Origin of the sequence: Solidesulfovibrio sp. DCME (assembly GCF_049995385.1) — a bacterium.
Taxonomy (GTDB): domain Bacteria; phylum Desulfobacterota; class Desulfovibrionia; order Desulfovibrionales; family Desulfovibrionaceae; genus Solidesulfovibrio.
In genome coordinates this window covers 1,302,823-1,325,876 of record NZ_CP188261.1, presented here as the reverse complement: position 1 = coordinate 1,325,876, position 23,054 = coordinate 1,302,823, and the positions used below count along the sequence as shown (strand labels likewise).

Annotated in this window: 23 protein-coding genes; 17 read left to right on the top strand and 6 right to left on the bottom strand. The window is 68.3% G+C overall.

Annotation, left to right across the window (positions count from 1 at the left end):
* Positions 1–305 precede the first annotated feature (305 nt).
* A complete protein-coding gene (locus tag ACP59X_RS05715; RefSeq protein ID WP_428566066.1) occupies positions 306–686 on the bottom strand; it encodes a VanZ family protein in 381 nt (126 codons plus the stop codon).
* Positions 687–1,046: 360 nt separating this feature from the next.
* Between ACP59X_RS05715 and ACP59X_RS05710 the strand changes: the two genes are divergently transcribed.
* The 11 genes from ACP59X_RS05710 (at position 1,047) to ACP59X_RS05660 (ending at position 8,393) form a co-directional block, all read left to right on the top strand.
* Positions 1,047–1,481: a hypothetical protein gene (locus ACP59X_RS05710; RefSeq protein WP_428566063.1), complete on the top strand. Its 435-nt coding sequence runs from the start codon at positions 1,047–1,049 to the stop codon at positions 1,479–1,481.
* Positions 1,478–2,323 carry a P-loop NTPase gene (locus ACP59X_RS05705; protein ID WP_428566060.1) on the top strand — a complete coding sequence of 282 codons (846 nt, stop codon included), beginning with the start codon at positions 1,478–1,480 and terminating at the stop codon, positions 2,321–2,323. Before ACP59X_RS05710 ends, ACP59X_RS05705 begins: the two co-directional genes overlap by 4 nt.
* 3 nt (positions 2,324–2,326) lie before the next feature.
* A complete protein-coding gene (locus ACP59X_RS05700) occupies positions 2,327–2,788 on the top strand; it encodes an iron-sulfur cluster assembly scaffold protein (protein ID WP_428566056.1) in 462 nt (153 codons plus the stop codon).
* Between the two features lie 95 nt (positions 2,789–2,883).
* A complete protein-coding gene (locus ACP59X_RS05695; RefSeq protein ID WP_428566053.1) occupies positions 2,884–3,216 on the top strand; it encodes a NifB/NifX family molybdenum-iron cluster-binding protein in 333 nt (110 codons plus the stop codon).
* Between the two features lie 4 nt (positions 3,217–3,220).
* Positions 3,221–4,111 (top strand): nucleotide-binding protein, encoded by an 891-nt coding sequence (locus ACP59X_RS05690; protein WP_428566050.1) that lies wholly within the window; start codon positions 3,221–3,223, stop codon positions 4,109–4,111.
* The gene (locus ACP59X_RS05685) at positions 4,104–4,994 is read left to right on the top strand and encodes an ATP-binding protein (RefSeq protein WP_428566047.1); all 891 of its coding nucleotides are present in this window, start codon (positions 4,104–4,106) and stop codon (positions 4,992–4,994) included. Before ACP59X_RS05690 ends, ACP59X_RS05685 begins: the two co-directional genes overlap by 8 nt.
* Before the next feature lie 11 nt (positions 4,995–5,005).
* Complete coding sequence (locus ACP59X_RS05680) at positions 5,006–5,386, top strand: NifB/NifX family molybdenum-iron cluster-binding protein (RefSeq protein WP_428566040.1); 381 nt, start codon at positions 5,006–5,008, stop codon at positions 5,384–5,386.
* A gap of 88 nt (positions 5,387–5,474) precedes the next feature.
* Complete coding sequence (locus ACP59X_RS05675; protein WP_428566034.1) at positions 5,475–5,720, top strand: FmdB family zinc ribbon protein; 246 nt, start codon at positions 5,475–5,477, stop codon at positions 5,718–5,720.
* Between the two features lie 12 nt (positions 5,721–5,732).
* Entirely contained in the window at positions 5,733–6,092 is a 360-nt protein-coding gene (locus ACP59X_RS05670) for a response regulator (RefSeq protein WP_428566031.1), read from the top strand.
* 13 nt (positions 6,093–6,105) lie between these two features.
* Entirely contained in the window at positions 6,106–6,933 is an 828-nt protein-coding gene (locus tag ACP59X_RS05665; RefSeq protein WP_428566028.1) for an MBL fold metallo-hydrolase, read from the top strand.
* A gap of 71 nt (positions 6,934–7,004) precedes the next feature.
* On the top strand, positions 7,005–8,393 hold the full coding sequence (locus ACP59X_RS05660; protein WP_428566025.1) for an MBL fold metallo-hydrolase: 1,389 nt from the start codon (positions 7,005–7,007) through the stop codon (positions 8,391–8,393).
* A gap of 178 nt (positions 8,394–8,571) precedes the next feature.
* On the opposite strand, the gene ACP59X_RS05655 is transcribed toward ACP59X_RS05660, so the two are convergent.
* Together ACP59X_RS05655 and ACP59X_RS05650 are read right to left on the bottom strand one after the other, a co-directional pair.
* Positions 8,572–9,489 (bottom strand): Tim44 domain-containing protein, encoded by a 918-nt coding sequence (locus tag ACP59X_RS05655; protein WP_428566022.1) that lies wholly within the window; start codon positions 9,487–9,489, stop codon positions 8,572–8,574.
* A 225-nt stretch (positions 9,490–9,714) separates the two neighbouring features.
* Positions 9,715–10,668 carry a hypothetical protein gene (locus ACP59X_RS05650; protein WP_428566019.1) on the bottom strand — a complete coding sequence of 318 codons (954 nt, stop codon included), beginning with the start codon at positions 10,666–10,668 and terminating at the stop codon, positions 9,715–9,717.
* 200 nt (positions 10,669–10,868) lie between these two features.
* Here ACP59X_RS05650 and ACP59X_RS05645 point away from each other — a divergent pair, with 200 nt between their 5' ends.
* Positions 10,869–11,954, top strand: coding sequence for an ATP-binding protein (locus ACP59X_RS05645; protein ID WP_428566016.1), 1,086 nt, complete (start codon positions 10,869–10,871; stop codon positions 11,952–11,954).
* Between the two features lie 99 nt (positions 11,955–12,053).
* On the opposite strand, the gene ACP59X_RS05640 is transcribed toward ACP59X_RS05645, so the two are convergent.
* The gene (locus ACP59X_RS05640) at positions 12,054–12,449 is read right to left on the bottom strand and encodes a TraR/DksA C4-type zinc finger protein (RefSeq protein ID WP_428566013.1); all 396 of its coding nucleotides are present in this window, start codon (positions 12,447–12,449) and stop codon (positions 12,054–12,056) included.
* A gap of 469 nt (positions 12,450–12,918) precedes the next feature.
* On the opposite strand from ACP59X_RS05640, the gene ACP59X_RS05635 reads away from it, so the two are divergent.
* The gene (locus tag ACP59X_RS05635; protein WP_428566008.1) at positions 12,919–13,575 is read left to right on the top strand and encodes a hypothetical protein; all 657 of its coding nucleotides are present in this window, start codon (positions 12,919–12,921) and stop codon (positions 13,573–13,575) included.
* 75 nt (positions 13,576–13,650) lie between these two features.
* Here the strand turns inward: ACP59X_RS05635 and ACP59X_RS05630 are convergent, their stop codons facing one another.
* Both ACP59X_RS05630 and ACP59X_RS05625 read right to left on the bottom strand, forming a co-directional pair.
* The gene (locus tag ACP59X_RS05630; protein ID WP_428566005.1) at positions 13,651–15,867 is read right to left on the bottom strand and encodes a RelA/SpoT family protein; all 2,217 of its coding nucleotides are present in this window, start codon (positions 15,865–15,867) and stop codon (positions 13,651–13,653) included.
* Between the two features lie 75 nt (positions 15,868–15,942).
* The gene (locus ACP59X_RS05625) at positions 15,943–17,628 is read right to left on the bottom strand and encodes a peptide-binding protein (protein WP_428566000.1); all 1,686 of its coding nucleotides are present in this window, start codon (positions 17,626–17,628) and stop codon (positions 15,943–15,945) included.
* Positions 17,629–17,909: 281 nt separating this feature from the next.
* Here ACP59X_RS05625 and ACP59X_RS05620 point away from each other — a divergent pair, with 281 nt between their 5' ends.
* The 4 genes from ACP59X_RS05620 to ACP59X_RS05605 all read left to right on the top strand — a co-directional run bounded on the left by ACP59X_RS05620 (position 17,910) and on the right by ACP59X_RS05605 (position 22,929).
* Complete coding sequence (locus tag ACP59X_RS05620; RefSeq protein WP_428565997.1) at positions 17,910–21,128, top strand: SNF2-related protein; 3,219 nt, start codon at positions 17,910–17,912, stop codon at positions 21,126–21,128.
* Between the two features lie 427 nt (positions 21,129–21,555).
* A complete protein-coding gene (locus tag ACP59X_RS05615; RefSeq protein WP_428565994.1) occupies positions 21,556–22,089 on the top strand; it encodes an RNA polymerase sigma factor in 534 nt (177 codons plus the stop codon).
* A gap of 14 nt (positions 22,090–22,103) precedes the next feature.
* On the top strand, positions 22,104–22,466 hold the full coding sequence (locus tag ACP59X_RS05610) for a hypothetical protein (RefSeq protein ID WP_428565989.1): 363 nt from the start codon (positions 22,104–22,106) through the stop codon (positions 22,464–22,466).
* Positions 22,467–22,560: 94 nt separating this feature from the next.
* Entirely contained in the window at positions 22,561–22,929 is a 369-nt protein-coding gene (locus ACP59X_RS05605; protein WP_428565986.1) for a hypothetical protein, read from the top strand.
* The last annotated feature ends 125 nt before the right edge of the window (positions 22,930–23,054 follow it).

Genomic DNA, 23,054 nt, shown 5'->3' with positions numbered 1-23,054 from the left:
AGCGGTGAGGCCATGGCGGACGGGCGGCCGCCGCCATAGTGACATGGCTCGAGGGAGGCGCCGGTTGTGGCCACGACGACCAGGCCCACGGTGGGCGGCCGGCTGTAGTCACGGCGCCAAGTCTGGCGGTGGGCGGCCGGTCGTGGCCACGACGCCGAGGCTGGCGGTGCAGGGGCCGGCCCGCCGTGCGAAGGGCGACAAAGCCCCGGGGCAAGCGCGGCCGGACAAGCCAAGCCAGCCAGTCGCCGGCCGGTCACACCGGCCTTGCCGGCATTATAAAAGCGGCGAGGCCCGGCCGGCCCGGATTATTGGTCCAGCCCCCGGCAACCCCGGCAGCGGGCCATGATCGCTTCCGAAAGCCAGATGCCGACGAAAACGCCCAGGGCGTTGGCCACGGCGTCGCCCATGCTGGCCGAGCGGCCCGGCACGAACGACTGGCCCCACTCCAACAGGCCGCCCAGGATGATCATCAGGTAGGCGGCCGCCCGAGCCCGGTCACCCCGGGCAAAGGCCCACAACGGCAAGGCCCCGAGCCAGGCGTAGGTCAGGCCGTGGTAGAGCTTGTCGGCGTTCCAGAAGTCCAGCGGCAACTCCAGGCGCGGGGTCAGGGACAGCCAGACCGTGGCGGCCACGGACACGATCCAGACGGCCAGCATGACCCGGCGAAAAAACGACGTTTCGATCACGGCTCCTCCCACCCCGAAGCCTCGCGGACCAGGGCATGCGCCCTCGGGCGGCGCGGCGTACCCTAGCCCGGCCACCGGAAAATGACCAGGGCCTGCCTCCCGGACGGCCTGGGTTGGGCGAAAAATGCGCCCACCCCGTCCCGGGCTCACCGCATGCCTCCTGCCGCCCTGTCCCTACCGACGGCCCATCCTCCCGGCCAAACGGACAAAAGCGGCGACAAAATCGTCCACTCTGGCAGATTGGGCGAATAATACGTCCAACAGCTTTCGCCAGACAAAACACCGAACAGCCAACCTACCGACATAAAAGAAAAATTATTTTCGGCACGCAATCTGCTTAGAGGCAGGCGAGGTTTCGCCATGCCGCCCTGGAAATGCCCCCGCCACACCAACCGCCCCGTGCCGCGCGTCTGCCTGGCCTGCCACGGCCAACGCCTGGCCAGCCTGCTCGAGACGGCCACCAGCCTGCGGCTTTTCCGCGTGAGCGGGGACGATTGCGTCCAGGAGGCCGACTGGGCCATGCCGGAAGGCGGGCTGGCCGTATTGGCCGCCCTGCTCGCCCGCTGCGGCGTGGCCCTGCTCGTCTGCGGCGGCGCCACCTGCTGTTGCCTCAACCACTTCACCCGCCGGGGCCTGGCCGTGGCCCCGTGGATCGCCGGCGACGTGCCGACGGTCCTGGCCGCCCTGCGGGCCAACCGACTGGAAACCCTGCTGGCGCCGGGCGCCAGGCCGCCAAGCGGCCTGCGCCGGCAGGCCGGGTTTTACGCCATACCCCCGGAGCACGAATCATCATGAACGAGAACGGACTGCGTGACTTAAACGACGAGATCAAAAAGAAACCCGTCACCGGCCTGGACAAGGTCAAGGCCGTGGTGGTGGTCCTGTCCGGCAAGGGCGGCGTGGGCAAATCCACGGTCGCGGCCAACCTGGCCGCCGGGTTGGCCATGGAGGGCCGGCGTGTGGGCCTGCTCGACGTGGACGTCCACGGCCCGAGCATCCCGCGCCTACTCAAGCTCGCGGGCAACCGGCCGGACATGGCGGAGAACATGCTGGTCCCCGTGGACTGGCACTGGAACCTGGGCGTCATGTCCATCGGCTTTTTGCTGCCCGGGGCCGAGGACGCCGTCATCTGGCGCGGCCCGGCCAAGGCCGGCGTCATCCAGCAGCTGGCCGAGCAGGTCGCCTGGGGCGAGCGCGACGTCCTGGTCGTGGACTGCCCCCCGGGCACCGGCGACGAACCCCTGTCCGTGCTGCAGATCTTCGGCGGCAAGGCCACGGCCGTCATCGTCACCTCGCCCCAGGACGTGGCCGTGGACGACGTGCGCCGCTCCATCACCTTCTGCCGCCAGCTTGACACCCCCATCTGCGGCATCGTCGAGAACCTAAGCGGCTTCGCCTGCCCGAGCTGCGGCGCGGTCCACGACATCTTCAGCACCGGCGGCGGCGAAAAGCTGGCCGCCGAAGCCGGCGTGCCCTTCCTCGGCCGCATTCCCATCGACCCCGAAGTGGCCCGCTCCGGCGACGACGGCGACGTGTTCCTGGCCGTGGCCGGCAAAAGCCCCTCGGCCCAGGCCTTCAAGGGTGTCATCGCCCACGTGCTGGCCGCCCTCGACAAGCCGTCGGCCGCGAAGGGGTAAGCCGTGGCCGACCAGACCAACGCCGATCCCCTGGACATGATCCTCGACGTCTTCGAGCAGGAACAGGCCGCCGACCTTATCGCCCAGTTCGGCGAAAAGGGCCTGGCCATCTGGCGCGAGGCCCCCAACCGGCCGCGCCTGGCCGAGCCCACCGCCGTGGGCACGGTCAAGGGCTCCTGCGGCGACACCATCGCCATCGCCATCGAGGTCGCCGGCGAAACCATCGCCCGCACGGACTTCGATACCGACGGCTGCGCCGCCAGCCAGATCGCCGCGGCCACGGCCGCCGCCCTGGCCCGGGGCAAAAACCTGGACGAGGCCGTGGACATCGACGAGGCGGCCATCGTCGCGGCCGTGGGCCGTTTCCCCGACGACCACCGCCACTGTGCCTACCTGGCCGCCGCCGCCGTGCGCGAGGCCGTGCACCGCTGGATGATCGCCGGCGGGGCGCTGGGGAAGATGTAGCGGGGAAACGCGGGGGGAAGGCCTCCGGCGGCCGGGGGGCATGATGCCCCCCGGACCCCCTCACCGGGGAAAAGCAATTGTCATTGGAGGGACATATGAGCGAAGTGGTTGCTGTCAGTAGCGAAGGGCCTACGCTTAACGACGCCGTGGATGCGCGGTTTGGCCGGGCGGCCGGGTTCGTGCTGATCGATGCGGCGGGCGCGACCCGCTACCTCGACAACGGCGCCTCCCAGGCCATGGCCCACGGCGCGGGCATCGAAACCGCCCGGCGCATCGCCGCGGCCGGCGCGACCGTGCTTTTAACCGGCGTGGTCGGCCCCAAGGCCGCCGCCGCCCTCAAATCCGTGGGCCTGGCCGTGGTCGAGGGCATGGAGGGCCGCACCGTCGGCGAGGCCCTGGCCGCCTACCGCCAAGGCAAGGGGGCCTAGGCCCGTGCGCATCGCCATCGCCAGCGGCAAGGGCGGCACCGGCAAGACCACCGTGTCCGCCGCCCTGGCCTCGGTCTGGGCCGAGGCCGTCTCCCGGCCCGTCCTGGCCGTGGACCTCGACGTGGAGGAACCCAACCTCCACCTCTTCCTGCGCCCGGTCATCGCCGAAGCCCACGTGGCCAACCTGGAGATCCCGGTCATCGATACCGCGGCCTGCACCCGTTGCGGCGCCTGCCGGGAAATCTGCCAGTTCGGCGCCGTGACCATCCTCGGCGACACGCCGCTGGTTTTCGACGAGATGTGCCACGGCTGCGGCGCCTGCCTGGCCCTGTGCCCGGTTGAGGCCATGTCCCCGGGAGCCCGGGAGGTGGGCAGGGTGGAGGAAGGCGCGGCCGGGGCCATCGCCTTCATAAACGGCCGGCTGCGGGTGGGCGAGGCCATGAGCCCGGTGCTGATCCGGGCCGTCACCGCCCGGGTGGACGCCCTGCTCGCCGCCTTGCCGGAAGAAAACCGGCCCGACGTGCTCCTCGACGCGCCCCCGGGCGTGAGCTGCCCGGCCCAAAACGCCGTGGCCACGGCCGACGTCATCGTGCTCGTGGTCGAACCCACGCCGTTTGGCATCCACGATTTCGCCCTTGCCGTGGAGGCGTTTTCGCCGCTCGGCAAACCCCTGACCGTGGTCGTCAACAAGGCCGGCGAGGCCAGCCCGGAACTGGAGGCGCTGTGCCGGCGGGAAAACCTGCCGGTGCTGGCCGCCATTCCCGACGACCGGGCCATTGCCGAGGGCTATGCCCGGGGGAGGCTCCTGCCGGAGATGTCCCCGGCCTGCCGGGCCCTGTGCCTCGATCTGGCCCGTCAACTGGCCGCCCTGCGCCCGGAGGCCCGCCATGCGTGAGATCGTGGTTCTAAGCGGCAAGGGTGGGGCCGGGAAAACGTCGGTTACCGCCGCCTTCGCCGCCCTGGCCCGAAACGCCGTCGTCTGCGATCTCGACGTGGACGCTCCGGACCTGCACATCCTGCTCGATCCCCGGGATACGGCGGCCGAGGAATTCGTCTCCGGCAACCTGGCCCAGGTCGAGCCCAGCGACTGCGACGGCTGCGGCATCTGCCGGGACGTCTGCCGCTTCGCCGCCGTGGCCATGGGTGACGACGGCAAGGCGGTCATCGAGCCCCGCCGCTGCGAGGGCTGCAAGGCCTGCGTGGCCCTGTGCCCGCGCCGGGCCATCGCCTTCCCGCCGCGCGTGTGCGGCTATTTCGCCGTATCGGGAAGCCGTTTCGGCCCGTTCATTCACGCCAGGCTCGATCCCGGCGCGGAGAATTCCGGCCGGCTGGTGGCGCTTTTGAAGCGCAAGGCCCGGGACCTGGCCGAGCGGAAAGGCCATGAGCTCATCCTCTGCGACGGCGCGCCCGGCATCGCCTGCCCGGTCATAAGCGCCCTGTCCGGGGCGACCCTGGCCGTGCTGGTGGTCGAGCCCACGCCGTCGGGCATCCACGACTTTTCACGCGTGGCCACGCTGTGCGACCATTTCCGGCTGCCCGCCGGCGTGATCGTCAACAAGGCCGACCTCAACCCCGAGGAAACGACCCGCCTGGAAGCCACCTGCCGCCAGGCCGGCCGGCCGGTCCTGGGCCGCCTGCCCTACTCCCCGGACGTCACCCGGGCCATGAAGGCCAAACTGACCCTGCCCGAATACGGCGGTCCCCTGGCCGGCGATATCGCCCGCCTGTGGGAGGCCGCAAACGCCTTGGCCGACAGTTGCGCCAAGGCCAAGAAATGAGGAATACCACCATGGAAACCGTTCGCATCGCCATTCCCTCCACCCAGCCCGGCGGCATGGACTGCGCCGTGGGCGCCCACTTCGGCCACTGCGACTGCTACACCGTCGTGGACGTGGCCGACGGGCAGATCACCGAGGTCGCCACCCTGGAAAACGTCCCCCATGTCCAGGGCGGCTGCATGGCCCCGGTCAACCACCTGTCCCAACACGGCGTCACCGTGCTGCTGGCCGGCGGCATGGGCATGCGCCCGCTCATGGGCTTCGAGCAGGTCGGCATCGCCGTCTACCACGGCGGCGAGGCGGCCAGCGTCGGCGAGGCCGTGGCCGCCTTCCTGTCCGGCTCCCTGCCGCGTTTCTCCCGCAGCAACACCTGCGGCGGCGGGCTGGGATAAGGGGAGAGGGAAAGAGAAGAGAAGATGCCTCCGGCGGCCGGGGGGGATAATCCCCCCCGGACCCCCTTGAAGGGGGAGGAGAAAAGGAATGCCTATTTATGATATCGAGTGCCCAGGATGCGGGTTTGCGGGGGAGGTCATCCGGCCCGGGGCCGAGGATGCGCCGGCCTGTCCGCGCTGCGGCGCGCCGGCCGTGAAACTGTTGTCCCCGACAAGTTCGCTCACCGGTAAAGCGGCCAGCGGCTTGCCCGGCCCCTCGGACCACGGCTGCTGCGGCTCGCGCCCCGGCCAGGCCGGCTGTGCCGGCCCGGGCTCGTGCTGTGGCAAGGCCTGAGGAAGGAGCAGCATGGATATCCTGATCGCGACGCCGCGACCCGAGGCCCTGGCAGGCTTTGGCCAAGGCCTGGCCGACGCGGGGAACACCGTCCTGGTCGTGGGCAGCGGGCAAGAGGCCGCCGCCCGGGTGGCCACCGCCCCACCCAAGCTCTGTGTGGTCGACGCCGGGCTGCCGGACACCGACGCCTTCAGCCTGGTCGCCCGGCTCATGGCCCTAAACGCCCTGGTGGATACGGCCGTGGTGTCCGAACTGTCCGCCGAGGGCTTTCACGAAGCCGGCGAAGGGCTGGGCATCCTTATGCGCCTGCCCTCTCCCCCGGGGCCGGTCCAGGCCGGGGAACTGCTGGACGCCCTGGGCCGCATCGCCTGAGCCGGGAGCCGCCATGACCGTTTCCCAGATCGTGATCCTGTCCGACAACCGCAGCCTCGACGACCGGCTGGCCTTCGAGCACGGCTGGTCGGCCTGGCTCGACGGCGGCCCGGACGGCGGCCTGGTCTGGGATACGGGACAAACGGGGGTCTTCCTGGAAAACGCCCGCGCCCTTGGCCTCGATCCGGCCACGGCCCGGGCGGTGGCCCTCAGCCACGGCCACCACGACCATGCCGGCGGCCTGCCCGGGCTGCTCGCCGCCGGCTATGCCGGCCCGGTCTACGGGCATCCTGACGTGCTGCTGCGCCGCTACAGCCGCCGCGACGGCACCACCTTCCGCTCCATCGGCATGGGCGACGGCCGCCTGGCCGGCGGCATCCCGGGATTTGTTGCCGTGGACGGCAGCCGGGAAATCGCCCCGGGCGTGACCATGCTCGCCGCCATCCCGCGCCTGCCCGGCAACCACGAGGCCACGGAAAACCTGTTTCGGGACGCAACCGGCCGTGTCGGGGACAGCGTGCCCGACGACGCCTTCCTGGTCCTCGAGGGGACCGACGGCCCCTTCGTGCTGCTGGGCTGCTGCCATGCCGGGCTGGCCAACAGCCTGGCCCAGGTCAAGGCCCGCCTGGGGCACACGCGCATCGGCGCCGTGGCCGGCGGCCTGCACCTCGGCGGGGCCAGCCCCCAAGCCCTGGAACAGGCCGTGAGCACCCTGGAAACGTTCGGCGTCCAGCGCCTCTATCCCGGCCACTGCACCGGCCAGGCCGCCATCGACTTCCTGCGCCGCCGGTTCCCCGGCGAGGTGACGGAAACGGGCTGCGGCCTGCGCATCCGGCCCTGACTTGACCGAGGGCGGGCGCGGGGCGAGAGGAGGAAGGGAAAACCCTTTTGCGGCACAGCCAAGGAGACGGCATGTACTTCAAACAGATACAGACACCGGGGCTCGGCTGCTTTTCCTACGTCCTGGGCTGCCCGGCGGCCCGCGTGTGCGCCGTGGTCGACCCCAAGCGCGACATCGACTGCTACCTGGAGATCGCCCGCGACGAGGGCATGGCCATCGCGGCGGTCATCGAAACCCACCTGCACGCCGACCACATAAGCGGCGGCCAGGAACTGCGCGCGGCAACCGGCGCCACCATCCACATCCACCCCGGGGCGGGCGTGGCCTACCCCCACGAGCCCCTGGCCGAGGGGCAGGTGCTGGAGTTCGGGGCGGCCCGGTTGCAGGTCCTGTACACGCCCGGGCACACCCCCAATTCCGTGTCGCTGCTCGTCAGCGACCTGGCCCGTTCGCCCGGGCCGCAGATGGTGCTCACCGGCGACGTGCTTTTCGTCGGCGACATCGGCCGGCCGGACCTGCCCGGGGCGGAGATCCTCGACGAGCAGGTGCGAAACCTCCACGACAGCCTCTACGTCAAACTCGGCGCCCTGCCACCGGAACTGGAGGTCTACCCGGCCCACGGCCAGGGCTCGCTGTGCGGCCGGGGCATGAGCGCCAAGGGTTCCTCCACGCTCGGCTACGAGCGCCGGGCCAACCCCATGCTCGGCTACGCCGACTTCGCCGCCTTCAAGCAGGCCATCCTGGCCCGCCTGCCCGCCCGGCCCAAGAGCTTTTCCCACATCATCGAAACAAACCGCGCCGGCGCCCCCCTGGGCGAGGCCTGCCCCAGCGAGCGCGAACTGTCCCTCGAACGCTTCGCCGCGCTGCGGGCGGAGCCGGGCACGGTGGTCATCGACAGCCGCGACGCCGCGGCCTACGGTGGCGCCCACATCCCCGGCAGCCTGAATATCGGCTTCGACAAGCAACTGGCCAACTGGGTGGGCATGTCCGTGGCCCCGGGAGCCAGGATCCTCATCGTCGCCGCCGACCGGGAACGGGCCGCGGCCATGCGCCTGGAGCTTTTCCGCATCGGCTACGACGCCATCCTGGGCCACCTGGCCGGCGGCATGGCCGCCTGGACCTTGAGCGGCCGGCCCGTGGCCTCGCTGCCCCAGATGTCCGTGCGCGACCTGGCGATGGCCCTTTCCGGCGACAGGCCGCCGCTCACCCTGGACGTGCGCACCGAGGCCGAATGGGAAGCCGGCCATATCGCCCAGGCCCTGCACCGGCCCTTTGCCGACATCCTGGAGCGGGGCGTGGATTTTTGCCTGGACGGCCCGGTGGCCGTCGTCTGCGGCTCGGGCTACCGCTCCAACATCATCGGCAGCGCCCTGGCCGCCAAGGGCTGCGCCGACGTGCGCTCGGTTGCCGGCGGCATGATCGCCTGGGGCCGGGCCGGGCTGCCCACGGTCGCGCCCTGACGGCGCGGGCGCGCGGGCAACGGCCCGGCAAGCCCGCCCGGCCCACCAACGCCTCCTGACCCTGAAAACGCAGGGGCCGGGCCGCCCCATGGGATCGGCCCGGCCCCCGAAAGGGGTGGTCCAGGAGGGGCCCCCGGCCCCTCCTGGCCGCCGGAGGCTTCCTTCCCGACCTTACTGCCTACCCGTCCAACTGCTGGATGGCGTCCAGGCGCCAGTTGTCGCCGGGCGTGTCGTCGCGGCGCACGAAATGCCAGACCTCGCGGACCTGTTCCGGCTGGCCGGCCTTGGGGTCCTCGCGCAGCAGCGTATCGAAGTAGGCCGAGGCGATGGTCACGCCGCCTTGCTTGCGCACTTCCAGCAGCTTGGCGTCCACGAGCAGCACGTCGGTGGGCGTGGGCGTGGGGTCCTCGGCCGCCTGCCTGCGCACGTCGGTCATGAAGGCCGGGGTGGAAAAGGCCTCGATGTCCTTGAGGTCCCGGGCGCTCCAGGAGCGTTGCAGCCGGGTGTAGAGGGTCTTGGCCCCGGCCAGGAACTCGTCGGCGTCAAAGCCCGGGGGAACCCGGGACCCGGACGATGCCTGGGGCGCGGCCTCCAGGTTGGACCAGCCGCTTGCCGCCGCCTCGCGCAGGGGCGGCACCTCGCGCACCGGCTCGGCCGTGTAGGTCCGGGCCGTGCCCGGTCCGGACTGGGTGGCCGCGCGTCGGGCGCTTAAGAAACGGAACAGCAGGAACAGCCCGCCGCCGATGAGCAGGATATCGAGCAGGCTCGGGCCGCCCCAGCCGCCGCCGTGGCCGCCGCCGAAAAGCATCGAACCGACCAGCCCGCCCACCAGCAGCCCGCCGAGCATGCCGCCGATGCCCGGCCGGGAGAACATGCCGCCGCCGGGGTTGGCCGCGCCCATGGGGTTCGTCGGCCGCGACGCCTGGCCGGCCCCGAAGGACCCCGACGGCGCGCCCATGTCCGGGCGGGTGGTGGTGGAAAAGGACTGGCGGTTGCCGATGGAACCGCCGCCGCCCAGGCGCTTGGCCCAGGCGTCATGCAGGGACAAGGTGAGAAGTACGAAAACAGCCATCAGTAAACCGGTGGCCTTGCGCACGAGCGTCCTCCTTGGGAGCCGATCCGGCGAGCGGGAGCCCGGCCGGGGAAACCGGAAGCCTTGTTACGCCACAATGTCGCGCGGCCCCATGCACGGCCGAGACGGACGTTCCGCCGGCCCGGACTGGCCGCGCGGCAGCGTTCCCCATGGAACGTTCCGCACACAACAGGCTCCGGTAACTGTAAACTATCAGCACGAAAGGGGGAGGCGTCAAGGAAAACCGGCCTACATGGAACATTGTTTAGGCGTGAGCGGCACGGCAAAGGCGGACACGAAAGGCCGGGCCGCAAAGGCCGTCGTGGCCCGGGCCAGCACGGCCATGGGGCGGCCGTGGCGGCCGTGGCGGGCGATGACGGTGTCCTGGCCGATCTCCAGCACCAGGGGGGTGATCTCCCGGTCGCCGTCGCCGCAGATGCTGTCGCGCACGGCCGGGGCCAGTTCCAGGCGCGTCCCGTCCGCAAGCCGGGCGGCAAGGCTCGTGCGCACCGTGGCGATGCGCGTCACTTCGCCGGCCGGCGAAAAGCCCAGGGAATTCTCGTCGCCGCTGATACCCACGGCGTCGGGGTCGAAGGCCCAGATGGGGCCGAGGGGCGTGGGCGTCTCCAGGGGGCGGGCCGGCTCCACCGAACGCAAGGCGCCACCGGGATGGAAGCTTACGCCCAGGCGCACCGGCGCGTTGCCGGCCGGCGTCCTGACCGTCACCTCCTCGCCCGGCCACAAGGTCAGGCTGCGCAGCGCACCGCCGGCATCGAAGGCTATGGCCACGAATTTGGCCGCAATCGGACCGAGGGGCGTCTCCAGGCGCAGCACCTCGGCCAGGTTCGCCTCGTCGGCCTCGGTCCAATAGCCCGAGAGCTTGCCGTTTAAGGGAAACACCCGGGCCACCGCCCCGTTGTCGTGGAAGGTCACCAGTTCCGCCGGCAAGGGGCCGACGGGCGTTTCCACCACGGTGCGCGATTCCAGCGGCAGGGAGCGCACCTGGCCGTTTTCGTGAAAGGTCAGGGGCGGCTGGTGCATGCGCCGGCTGTCGTCGATGCTGTACTGGGGCACCAGGCGGCCGATGGAAGTCTCCAGGGCGGCCGGGCCGGCCAGGGACAGGGCCCGCACGCCGCCGTCCGGATGGCGGTCCGGCCGGCCGGCCACGGGCAGGGGGCCATAGGCAGTGGTCACGGTATCCATGGACCGGGATTAGCAAAAATCGGGCCAACGGCCAACAGCCCGGCATCATGGCGTATCCCGAAAAGGCTCGCCAGGGTTTCTACAAAACTGTCCCCCGGCCCGACAAAAACGTGATCCGTCAGGCCGCTCGGCGCGTCACACGGCCGTAACCCGTCCCTCCCATACTGGACCCGTCTTCCCCTCCAAAACCGCGAGGCGCCATGCTGACCTTCGCCCATTCCACCTATTTTCACGACCTGCTGGCCGGCTTTTCGGCCGGCGTGGTCATTGCCAACAGCAAGGGGCGGGTCTACGCCTCCAACCCGGCCGCCGCGGCATTGCTAGGCGAAACGCCCGAGCACCTGGCCGCCCCGGCCACGGCCCGGGCCATCGTCGGGCGCACCGACGCGCCCCGGCGCCTGGCCCGGTTTTTGGCCGCGCCCATCAAGCACGGCCGCAAGCCCGAGCCCCTGACCTGCCTCTACCGCCACCCCGACGGCCGGGACCGGCACCTGCGCCTGTCGGCCTCGCTGCTTCTGGAAAACGAGAAAATTTTCGGCATCCTCTTCGAGATCGACGACATGACGGAGATCTTCGACCTGCACGCCCGGGAACGGGCCATGCTGCTCGGCATCCAGGCCGCCCAGCACGAGCGCATCGAGGGCCTGGGGCGCTTTTCCCTGGCCGTGGCCCATCAGATCCGCAACCCGCTCATGGTCATCGGCGGCTTTACCGGCCGGCTGTTGCGCCGCCATCCCGAGGGCGATCCCGACGCGGCCGCCCTGTCCATGATCCTCGACGGCGCCAGGCGGCTGGAAGACGTGGTGCGGGCCGTGTCGCGCTACGCCACCCGGCGCGCCCCCGCGCCGATCATGGCCGACCCGGCCGACCTGGCCATTCGGGCCATGGCGGCGGCCCGCACGCGCACGGGGCTGGCCGCGCCCCTGGTCCTGGACGCGGACACGGGCCTTGTCCGGCTGGACGCGCCCCTGCTCGAGGAGTTGCTCACGGAACTGCTCGCCAACGCCCTGGAGGCCGTGGCCGGCCGGCCGTCGCCTGGCGTCATTACCGTGCGCTGGCGCCGCCGGGACCCGGGCCTGTGCCTGGAGGTGACGGACCAGGGGCCGGGGTTGCCCGAGGACATCCGGCCCTTTGCCTTCGATCCGTTTTTCACCACCAAGGCGGTGGGGGTGGGCATGGGGCTGCCCATCGCCCGGAGAAACGCCGAGGAACTCGGCGGCGACCTGGAACTGTCGTCCGGCCCGGACGGCGGCTGCCTGGCCGTGGTGCGCCTTGGCGGCCGGTGACGCGCCCTTGAAGAGGATACGGGGCACTTCAAGGGCAACACCTGAGAATGATTAATTATTCTTCAAAAAATACTCGCGTATTTTTAAAGGGGCACCGCACTAGGCTTCCAGGAACGGCACCTCGAAGCGGCTGGCGGCCAGATGCGGCCGGCCCATGTCTTCGAGCATGGACTTGCAGTGCACGCACAGGGTGGCGGTGGGCTGGGCGCGCAGCCTGGCCAGGCCGATCTCCTCGCCGCATTCCTGGCAGATGCCGTACTCGCCGTCCTTGACCCGGCCCAGGGCCTCGTGGATCTCCGCGATGAGCTGGCGGTCCCGTTCGCGCATGATGATGCCCAGGTGGCGGTCGGACTCGGCCGTGGCCCGGTCCGTGACATCGGCGAAACTGGCCACTTCCTGCGACATGACGTCCATGGCGTCGCGGGTCTGGCCGAGGAGGGTTTCGAGCATGTCGCGCAATACCTGGTGGAAGCGATCCACTTCAAGCTGTCCCATGGCGTGTCTCCACTTGGCGAAGGGTTGACGGGAACCCGGCCCGGGGCTTTCCCGGGAACCGAACGTTACCCCTTTGCCTCATGGATTCGAAGCGACGATGACGGGAAGGTGGAGAGTGGGTGACGACGCCCGGGGAGCGCCGGTCGGGGGCGGCCCGGTTGGCCTGCTCGCCTGGCCGACGGGTGACGCGGCGCGGGCGGGGCTGGAGACGCGGCCCGGTTGGCCGCAACACCTGGCCCAACGGGTGACACGGCGGGGTGTGCGGGGGGACGCGACGCGGGTGCGTCAGGGGACGCGGCCCAGGCCCGTCGGTTTCGCCCCCCGGCAAAATCTGCCTGCCCGGCTTTGGTAGCGGCCAGACATTTCAAGCTGTTACGGACAGCGTCTTGTGGCAGCCTTCTTGCTCTCCTTGCAGGCGAGCCCTCCTCCCCTGCCGGGAAGAGGCCGAACTTGCCGCCCGGAGGCGCGTATGGCCACGAGTATAAGCACGGATAGCGTCGTCAATTGGGCCTACCAGTACAGCCTGGCCTGCGCCAAGCTTTCGTCCGCCGAAAGCGCGGCCAGTTCCTCGGCCACGCGCAGCGAGGATATCGCCGCGGCCAAGGCCAGCTTCAACGCCACCATGAAGAGCCTGGTGCCCACGGAAGTCCAGGACAGCGTCCAATTCCAGTACATGGACGCCCTGACGGCCTACAATACCGAGATGGCCGCCGCCGACACCCAGGCCGAGCGCCAGGCGGCCATGACCAATCTGTATTCGACGCTCGAGGGGATCACCATGCCCACGGCCACCGCCTCGACGCTCGATTCCCTGGCCAGCAATGCCGCGGCCCAGATCTCAGCGGCCATCGCCAGCAACAGCGCCATGGTGTCCAACGCGTCGAGCGCCTGGCTTTCGGCCGTGACCAGCGGCGCCAACAGCTTAAACAGCGCCGCCACAAGCCTTTATACGCAGCTCGGCCTCGATACTGCGACCATGCCGACCATCACCACCAAGGCGTCCTCGGCCTTCGCCGCCGCCTCGGGCTCGGCCGCAGCCGGCGGCACGACCGGCTCCATCCTCAACGCGGCGCTCATCGGCTACCTGGTGGCCGAACAGGCCGCCACGGCCACGGACAGCGGATGAGCCGTGGCGGAACCGGACGGTTCCGCGGCCCGCGGTAAAAAAAATCCAGGGGCCGGGCTGGCAGGCGGCGCGGCCCTATTCGCCGGGCTCGCCGGCTTCGGGGCCGGTGCCCAGGTCGTCGGTGACGGCCTTGCGCTTGACGGCGATGACCGCCTCCAGGCGGCTTAAGCGGTCGATGGCCCGGTAGAGGTGGCTGGAGTTGCGCACTTCCACGCGGAAAAGGAGCTGGCTTGTGCCGTCCACGTTGGAGTGGATGGCGCCGGAGTCGATGTTGACCCCCTCCTCGGCCAGGACGTGGGAGATCTTGCCGAGCACGCCCTTCTGGTTCTTGGCCAGGATGGAAAGGCCGGCCGGATAGGGCTGTTCCTTTTCGCCCTCCCAGTTGACCTGAATGAGGCGCTCGGATTCGAGGTTGGGGATGTTGGGGCAGTCGTGGGTGTGCACCACCACGCCCCGGCCCCGGGAAATGTAGCCGACGATGGGATCGCCGGGCACGGGGTTGCAGCACTGGGCCAGGCGCACCAGCACGTTGTCCACGCCCTGGATGCGCACGCCCTCCCCGCCCTTGCCCTTGGGCATGGTGGCCACGCCCTCGGCCGGCGAGGGGGCGGCCTCCACCTTGAGGTGGGTTTCGGCCTCCTCGCCCTCCTTTTTGGGCACAAGCCGGCCGATGATCTTTTTGGGCGTGATGCGCGAATAGCCCACGGCCGAGAGCACATCCTCCACGCCGGCCAGGGACAACTCCCGGGCCACGCCCAGCATGGTGCCGTCCTTGATGGCCTTTTGGATGTTGACCCCGTCCTTGCGGCCCTGCTTTTCGAGCATCTCCCGCCCGAGCAGGATGGAACGGGCCCGCTCCTCGGTGCGGATGAAATGCTTGATGCGGGTGCGGGCCTTGGCCGTCTTGACGAACTTGAGCCAGTCCCGGTTGGGATGGCGGTTCTTGTCGGTGATGATCTCGACGGTGTCGCCGTTTTTGAGCGGCGTTTCCAGCGGCACCAGCCGGCCGTTGACCTTCGCCCCGGCGCAGTGCTCGCCGATGTGGGTGTGGATGAGGAAGGCCAGGTCCACGGCCGTGGCCCCCTCGGGCAGCTCCTTGACCTCGCCCTTGGGCGTGAAGACGTAGACCTCGTCCTGGAACAGGTCGAAACGCAGGTTGGCCACGAATTCGCGCGAGTCCTTGAGTTCCCGCTGCCAGTCCATGATCTGTCGCAGCCAGGAAAAGCGCTCCACGTCTTTCGGGTTGAACTTGCCCTTCTCGCGCTCCTTGTACTTCCAGTGGGCGGCCACGCCCTCCTCGGCCAGCCGGTTCATCTCCACGGTGCGGATCTGGATCTCGATGCGCTCGCCGTCCGGGCCCACCACCGTCGTGTGCAGGCTCTGGTACATGTTGGCCTTGGGCATCGAGATGTAGTCCTTGAAACGCCCGGGCACGGGCTTCCAGATGGAATGCACCAGCCCCAAGGCCGAGTAGCACTCGCGGATGGTCTCGACGATGACCCGGAAGGCCACCAGGTCGTGGACCTGGTCGATGGTCAGCCCCTGGACGCGCATCTTGTTGAACACGCTCCACAGGTGCTTGCGCCGGCCGAAAATGCGGGCCCGGATGCTGTTTTCGCCGAGCATCTCCTTGATCTGGCTGATGACCCGGTCGATGTAGGCCTCGTCCAGGGTGTGGTGGCGGTCCACCCCGGCCTTGATCTGGCTGTAGACGTCGGGTTTCAAGTACTTGAAGCTCAGGTCCTCGAGCTCGGTCTTGATGCGGTGCAGGCCCAGGCGGTTGGCCAGGGGCGCGTAGATGTCCATGGTCTCCTGGGCGATGACCGGCTGCTTGTGGGGCTTTTGGTATTCCAGGGTGCGCATGTTGTGCAGGCGGTCGGCCAGCTTGACCAGGACCACGCGGATGTCGTTGGCCATGGCCAGGATCATCTTGCGGATGTTCTCGGCCTGGGCCTCTTCCTTGGATTCGAAGGGGATGAGGCTGATCTTGGTCACGCCGTCGACGATGTCGGCCACCTCGTCGCCGAAAAGCTCCTCGACCTCGTCCACCGTGGCCTTGGTGTCCTCCACGGTGTCGTGCAAAAGCCCCGAGGCGATGCTGGCCGCGTCCAGGCGCATGTCGGCCAGGATGCCGGCCACCTCCAGGGGGTGGGACAGATAGGGCTCGCCGGACAGGCGCACCTGCCCGGCATGGGCCGTGGCGGAAAAGACGTAGGCCTTGGTTAAAAGCGCCTGTTCCTGATCGGTCAGGTAGACGGCGGTCTTGTCCAGGATTTCGTTGATGCGGATCATGGCCGACCCGGCCTCTTCACCGGGGGGGTTGTGCGTGGGCGCGCGTTGGCCGCCTTGTACGGGGGAGGGGCGGGCCTATTTTTCCAGCCGGAATTTCTGCCTGTCCCGGGGCACCCACCACTTGGTGAAGTTGTAGCTGATGCCGGCCGGGGCCACGGCCACGTCCTGGAATCGCGCCGACAGGATGGGCAGGGCGTACGGCGCGTAGAGGAACAGGTAGGGCTGCTCCTGGTGCAAGATCTCCTGGAAGGCGTCGTAGATCTTCTTGCGCGCGGCCTGGTCCACGGTATGGCGGCCCCGGTTAAGCAGGGCGTCGGCCGCGGCGTTTTGAAAGCCCACGAAATTGAGCCCCCCGGGCACGGCCCGGCTGGAATGCCAGACATCGAAGACATCCGGGTCCTGGGTGATGTTCCAGCCGAGAATCAGCGCGTCGAAATTGCCCTTGTCCACGAATTCCTTGATGAAAGACGCCCACTCCACGGTGCGGATCTCGGCCCGCACGCCAATGGCCGCCAGCTGGCTCTGGATGATGGTGGCGGTTTTGACCCGCTGCTCGTTGCCCTGGTTGGTCAGGATGGTGAAGGCGAAGGGCCGGCCCGAGGCGTCCTCGAGGACGCCGTCGCCGTTGCGGTCCTCCCAGCCGGCCTCGGCCAGGAGCTTTTTGGCCAGGGCCGGGTCGTAGGCGTAATCCTTGATGGCCTCGTCGTACATCCAGGTGCCGGGCTTGTAGGGGCCGATGGTGGGCAGCCCCAGGCCCAAAAGCGCCCCCTTGATCACGTCCTCCTTGTTGACGGCGTGGGCAAAGGCCTGACGCACCCGGACGTCCCGGAAAAAGGGGCTTTTGAGGTTGTAGCCGAGGTAGGTGTAGGCAAACGACAGGTACTTGAACTTCTGCCAGTCGGCCGCCCAGGCCGGGCCGTTTGTCTGGTAGAGGTACTGTTGCGGGGTGAGCCCCATCATGTCGATGCCGCCGGCCTTAAGCTCCAAAAACATGGTCGATTGGTCCGGGATGATGCGGTAGACGACCTGGTCGATGTAGGCCCGGCCCTCGAAGTAGTCGGGGTTGACGTCGAGCACGAGCTTGCGGCCGGGCTCCCAGGACGTCAGCGTATACGGCCCGGCGCCCACGGGCTCCCGGGCGTACCTGGTGTTCATGAGGTCCTGGCCCGCAAGCAGGTGCTTGGGCAGGATGGCCCCGGCCCAGGTCACCAGCGACCGGGCGAAGGGCTCGGCGTAGCGCACCTCGAAGGAATACTTCCCCGTGACGGTGAAACTCGCGACGGCCTTGTAGTCCTCGGCGTAGGCCGTGGGCGTTTTCGGGTCGATCATGAGCTTGTAGGTGAATTCCACGTCCTCGGCCGTCAGTTCCACCCCGTCGGTCCAGCGGATGCCGGGCCGCAGCCAGAACTTGAGGAGCTTGCCGTCGTCGGCCACCTCGTAGCGCTCGGCGGCGAAGCATTCGAGCTGGATGTCCTTGTCGTAGCGCAGCGGCGAGACGTAGAGCAGGTCGGCCACCTCGTGGGAGGCGCTGTCCGAGGAAAGCGGCGGAATGAGGTTGCTCGGCTCGCCGATGACGGCCATGACGATGCGCCCGCCGGGCACGGGCTGGCCAGGCGTCGCCGAGGGGCCGGCCGGCGCGGCGTTTACGGCCGCTTCGGGCCGGTTTTGCGCCTCCCCCGCCGGCTTCGGCGGGCCTTCGCAGCCCGACAAGGCCAAAACACACGCCACCATCCCGAAAATCACCGCGCGCCAAGCCAGCATAGTTCCCCTTTTCGCTTGCCTCATCCGCCCGATTCGACATATTGAAGCGGATGCGCAAGGTTCCCTGCCCTTGTGGATATACGGGGAGCGCGTAAATTAAAAGCCCTTTCTCCCGCGCCCCGGCCTCGGGGCGCGATGTTCGGGAGAAGGGCGGCTCGGCAATATTTCCGTTCCAAAACGGTCCGAAATCCGCTATGGGGGCTTGATAGCCCATCCCGCCCCGCGCCCGCTTTGTGGCGGACGTGTGGCATACGCTGCGTGCTGGAAGGAGTTTGTGGCCCATGGCCTCCGGAAACGAAGAAACGAAAATCAAATCGCTGCTCTCGGAGTTCGTCCGGGAGACGATTCCCGAATACATCCTGGACGGCTCCCACGCCATCGTGGCCGCCGGCGGCATCCAGAAATTGTCCGTCAACAAGCACGACCATTTCTGGGACGCCGAGGGCCAGGTCCAGGGTGACGATTTCCAGGTGTATTCCTCGGAGCTTTCCGTCAACCTCAAGGAAGGCACCATCAATTATTTCTGCAACTGCCCGGATTCCTTTTCGGGCATCTGCCGCCACGTCGGAGCCACGGCGCTCAAGTGCATCCGGACCCTGGACGAGGCCCAGGGCGGCGCCTCCGACAGCCCGGCCGCGCCGCGCGGCGAATGGCGCCAGACCTTCCGCACCTATTTCTCTTCCGAGCCCGAGCCCGAACCCGGCCGCCACTACCTCATATTCCGCTTCCACCCCGAGCCCGGGCGGTTGCAGGTGGCCTTTTTCCGGGCGCGCCAGAACAAGTCCGGCATCTCCCAGGTCCATTCGGAAATCACCCTGGAGCAGATCATCAAGAACCCGGACTGGTCGGAGCTTTCGCCCACCTTGCCGGTGGTGGCCGAGATGCTCTCCCACCACCTGGACTACGCCGGCCACCGGGTGGAGCTGCCGCCGGGCTTTCTGGCCTGGTTTTTCTGGGCCGTCGGCAAGGAATACTACCTCTACTGGCGCGACAGCGAACAGCCTGTGCGCATCGAGTCCAAGACCATGCGCCTGCAGCTGGCGCCGAAACTGTCCGAGGAGGGCCTGTCCTTCGACATTCTGCTCGGCAGCCCGGGCAAGTCGCCCTTTTCCATCCTCGGCCAGGAGGTCTATTTCTACGGCCAGATGCCCATCTGGGTCTGCTGGAAAAACGCCTTCTACCCGGTCCAGACGGGCCTGCCGCCCCAGCTCGTCTCGGACATCGTGCAGAACCCGCCGTTTATCCCCACCGCCGACGTTTCGGAGTTCCTGGACCGGGTCTGGACCCACCTGCCCATGGCCGACCTCTACGGCCAGGAGGAATTCCTGGTCAAAATGCAGCCCTTCTTCGTGCCGGCCACCTACGACCCGAAAATCTTCCTGGACGAGGAAGGCAGCCTGCTGACGCTGCAGATCCAGAACATCTACCAGACCGAGCACGGCGAGATCACGGTCACCGGGCCAAACCCCGACCTCATGACCGCCTCCTACCTCTACGAGGGCAAGTCCTACCTCATCGCCCGGGACTGCAACCACGAGCAGACGCTGATCAACATGCTCACGGACATGCGCTTCCAGGCCCGCAACAACGCCAACTGGTTCCTGGAGACCGAGGAGGCCATCGTCTTCCTCCTCGACGCCTATCCCAAGCTGGTGGAGAAGTACCGGGTCTACGGCGAGAAGAACCTGACCCGCTACAAGGTGCGCCTGTCCACGCCCGTCATCGTGGCCGAGGTGGAGTCCAAGGAAGAGGAGAAGTGGTTCAACCTCGACCTGCAGGTCCAGTACGACGACCAGAAGGTGCCCATCGAGAAGATCTGGAAGGCCTGGACCCAGGGCAAGCGCTACGTGCAGTTAAAAGACGGCTCCTACACCAGCCTGCCGGAATCGTGGCTGGAGAAGCTGTCGCACAAGCTGCGGGCGCTGGGCTACGACACGGACAAGCCGCCCCAGACGAAATTCAAGCAGTTCGAGGCGCCGGTCCTGGACAAGATCCTGGAGGACCTGCCCGAGGCCCGCACGGATTCCTTCTGGAACACGCTGCGCCAGAAGATCCACAGCTTTCGCGAGATCGTGCAGCTGCGCCCGCCCAAGGGGCTGCACGCCAACCTGCGCCCGTACCAGGTCCAGGGCCTGTCCTACCTCAACTTCCTGCGGGAATACGGCTTCGGCGGCATCCTGGCCGACGAGATGGGCCTGGGCAAGACGGTGCAGACCCTGTCTTTCATCCAGCATAATGTGGAGCGCGGCGCCAAGGGGCCAAACCTCATCATCGTGCCCACCTCGGTGCTGCCCAACTGGGAGCGCGAGGCCGAGAAATTCGTCCCGGAGCTCAAGCAGCTGATCATCTACGGCGCGCGCCGCGAGAACATGTTCAAGCGCATCGGCGAGTCCGACCTGGTCATCACCACCTATGCCCTGCTGCGCCGCGACCTCGACGAACTGCTCAAGTTCGAGTTCGCGGCCATCATCCTCGACGAAGCACAGAACATCAAAAACCCCAATACCATCACCGCCCGCTCGGTGCGGCGCTTAAACGGCAAGACGCGCCTTTGCCTGTCCGGTACGCCCATCGAGAACAACCTGTTCGAACTGTGGTCGCTGTTCGAATTCCTCATGCCGGGTTTCCTCGGCGGCCAGAACTCCTTCCAGCGCGGCATCGTCAAGCCCATCAAGGACGGCGACGAGGAGACCCTCGAATACCTGCGCGGCCGGGTGCGGCCCTTCATCCTGCGCCGCACCAAGTCCGAGGTGGCCAAGGACCTGCCGCCCAAGGTGGAGAACATCTACTACTGCAACCTCCTCGACGAGCAGCTCGACCTCTACGCCGCCCTGGCCAAGAAGCTCAAGGAACAGGTGCTGGCCACGGTGGACGAAAAGGGCCTGGCCAAGTCGCAGATGTCGATCCTCGACGCCCTGCTCAAACTGCGCCAGATCTGCTGCCACCCCAGGCTCCTCAAGCTCGACCTGCCCGGCGTCAACACCAACCTGCCCTCGGGCAAGTTCGACGCCTTCAAGGACCTCATCACCGACTGCATCGAGGAAGGCCACAAGGTGCTGGTCTTCTCGCAGTTCGTGCAGATGCTCCACATCATCCGCTCCTGGATGACCATCAGCCAGATGCCCTTCGCCTACCTCGACGGCTCCAGCAAGGACCGCTTCGACCAGGTGGACCGCTTCAACGACGACACGGAAATCAAGGTCTTCCTCATTTCGCTCAAGGCCGGCGGCACGGGGCTCAACCTCACCAGCGCCGACTACGTCATCCACTACGACCCCTGGTGGAACCCGGCCGTGGAAAACCAGGCCACGGACCGCACCCACCGCATCGGCCAGCAGCGGCAGGTCTTCTCCTACAAGATGATCTGCCAGAATACGGTCGAGGAAAAGATCCTCAAGCTCCAGGAACAGAAAAAGGATGTGGCCGAGGCCATCATCCCCGGTCAGGACGCCTTCAAGTCGCTCACGCGCACCGACCTGGAGTCGCTTTTCGAGGTCTAGCCGCCGGCCGGCCGCGCACGCGCCAGGGCGAAGCCTCCCACAGGGATAATCGAAGCCTGGCGCCCGCACCGACCGAAAACCGGCCGTTTCGCCCCCCCCGGTCCCCGCCCCGCGGGGGCCTTGGCGGCCTGGCCATGCCCACCTCCGCCCCTACACCCAGTCCCCGCCCGCGCGGGGACTTTTTTTGCCCCAGCCAGCCCCGGTTGGGCCGCGACAGCCACCGCGCGGATGCAATCGGCCCCGGCTTCGATTATGGCGGGCAATATTGCCCGGCCTCTCCCGTCTTATCCCGTAAGGCCAGGCCCGGCGAAGCCAGGCAGGGCGTTCGGTCCGGCCGGACGGACGCGGCCAGGGAAAGCGCCGGGGCCGATACAAAGAGAGGCGTGATGAAAACGATTGCCGCAACCCACCGCAAGCCGGCCAGGCCATGAGCGGGAATACCTCCCGCCTGGCCGAGGCCGTGGCCCGCGAACGGGCCCGGTTCGCCGACTTCGTGCGGCGCCGCCTGCGGCGCATCTCGGCCATGGACGTGGAAGACATCGTCGCCGACGTGACCTACGGCCTGCTGCGCCGGGCCAATGTCTCCGGCGAGGTGGAAAACCTCCTGGCCTATGCCTACCGGGCCCTGGAAAACCGGATCATCGACTTTCGGCGTGGGACCCGGGACACCGTCGCCTTGGACGAGGCCGAACAACAAGGCGCCACGGCCGGCTTTCTCCAATCCCCAAGCCCCACGCCCGAAAGCGACGTGGCCCGGCTGGAGCTTCGGGAGCGCCTGCTGTGGGCGCTGGGGAGCCTGTCCGCCGCGGAACGGGCCGTATGGATCGCCACGGAGATCGAGGGCAGAAGCTTTCGCGAACTGGCCGAGGACTGGGAGGAACCCCTCGGCACGCTGCTGTCCCGCAAAAGCCGGGCCACGGCCCGGCTGCGCCAACTGCTCAAGGACCACAACCCGCTCTAACCAAAGGAGCCGTCATGCACCTGTCGCCCCGAAACGGAAACCGGAGCGGCCGATCCCGCGCCGCCCTGCTGACGATTCATATACTCGGCGGCCTGCTGTTGGCCGCAACCCTGGCCCTGGCCTTCGGCTTCGTGGTCCTGTGGCTGTGGAACGGGCTTATGCCGCAACTGTTCGGCCTGCCGCCGGTTGGCTACTGGCAAGCCGTCGGCCTGCTCCTGCTCGGGCGTATCCTCACCGGCGGCTTTGGCCACGGTCACGGCAAGCCCACCAAGGGCGGCCCGGCCTGGAAGGAATACGACGCCTGGTGGCGCGAGGTGGGCGAAGCGTCCTTTGCCCGGCACCGGACCCGCGAGGCCGGCCCGGCCGACGAAAAATAACCCGGCGGCACGGGGCGGCCGGCAATAAACCGGCCGCCAGTCCGTCTCACCTCGGGTAGGGCCGTGCATCGAACGGCCAAGGAGGACCCTGAATATGGTTTCGCAACACGTCCTGGAGGCCTTCCAGTCCATGTGGGGGCCGTTTCCCGAACCGGTGATGCTCCTGCACAAAAGCCGGGAGATCCTGGCCGTCAACGAGGCCGGCCGCGCCGCCGGCATCCCGGTCGGGGCCAAATGCTCGAGCCTCAATCCTGAAAACACCACCGACGGCCATTGCCGCCAATGCCAGGCCCTCAAGGCCCTGCGCGCGGGTGAGCCGATCACGACGTCGTCGGTGACCGGCGCGCGCCGCCTGAAAGGCTACTGGCTGCCGCTAAAGGATGTGGACGACGTCTACATCCACTTCGGCGTCAGCATCGGCGAAGAAATCGACGCCGCCCTGGCCGCGGCCAAAACCGCCTGAAGCAGCCCTTGCGCCGCGGCCGGGAACGGTTTCCCGGCCGCGGCCCGGCGCGGCAAACCCGGCAGGCGCCTGCCCCGGGGCAGGCCGCGTCCCCGACGCGACGGTGCGCCCCGTCCCCTCCCAAA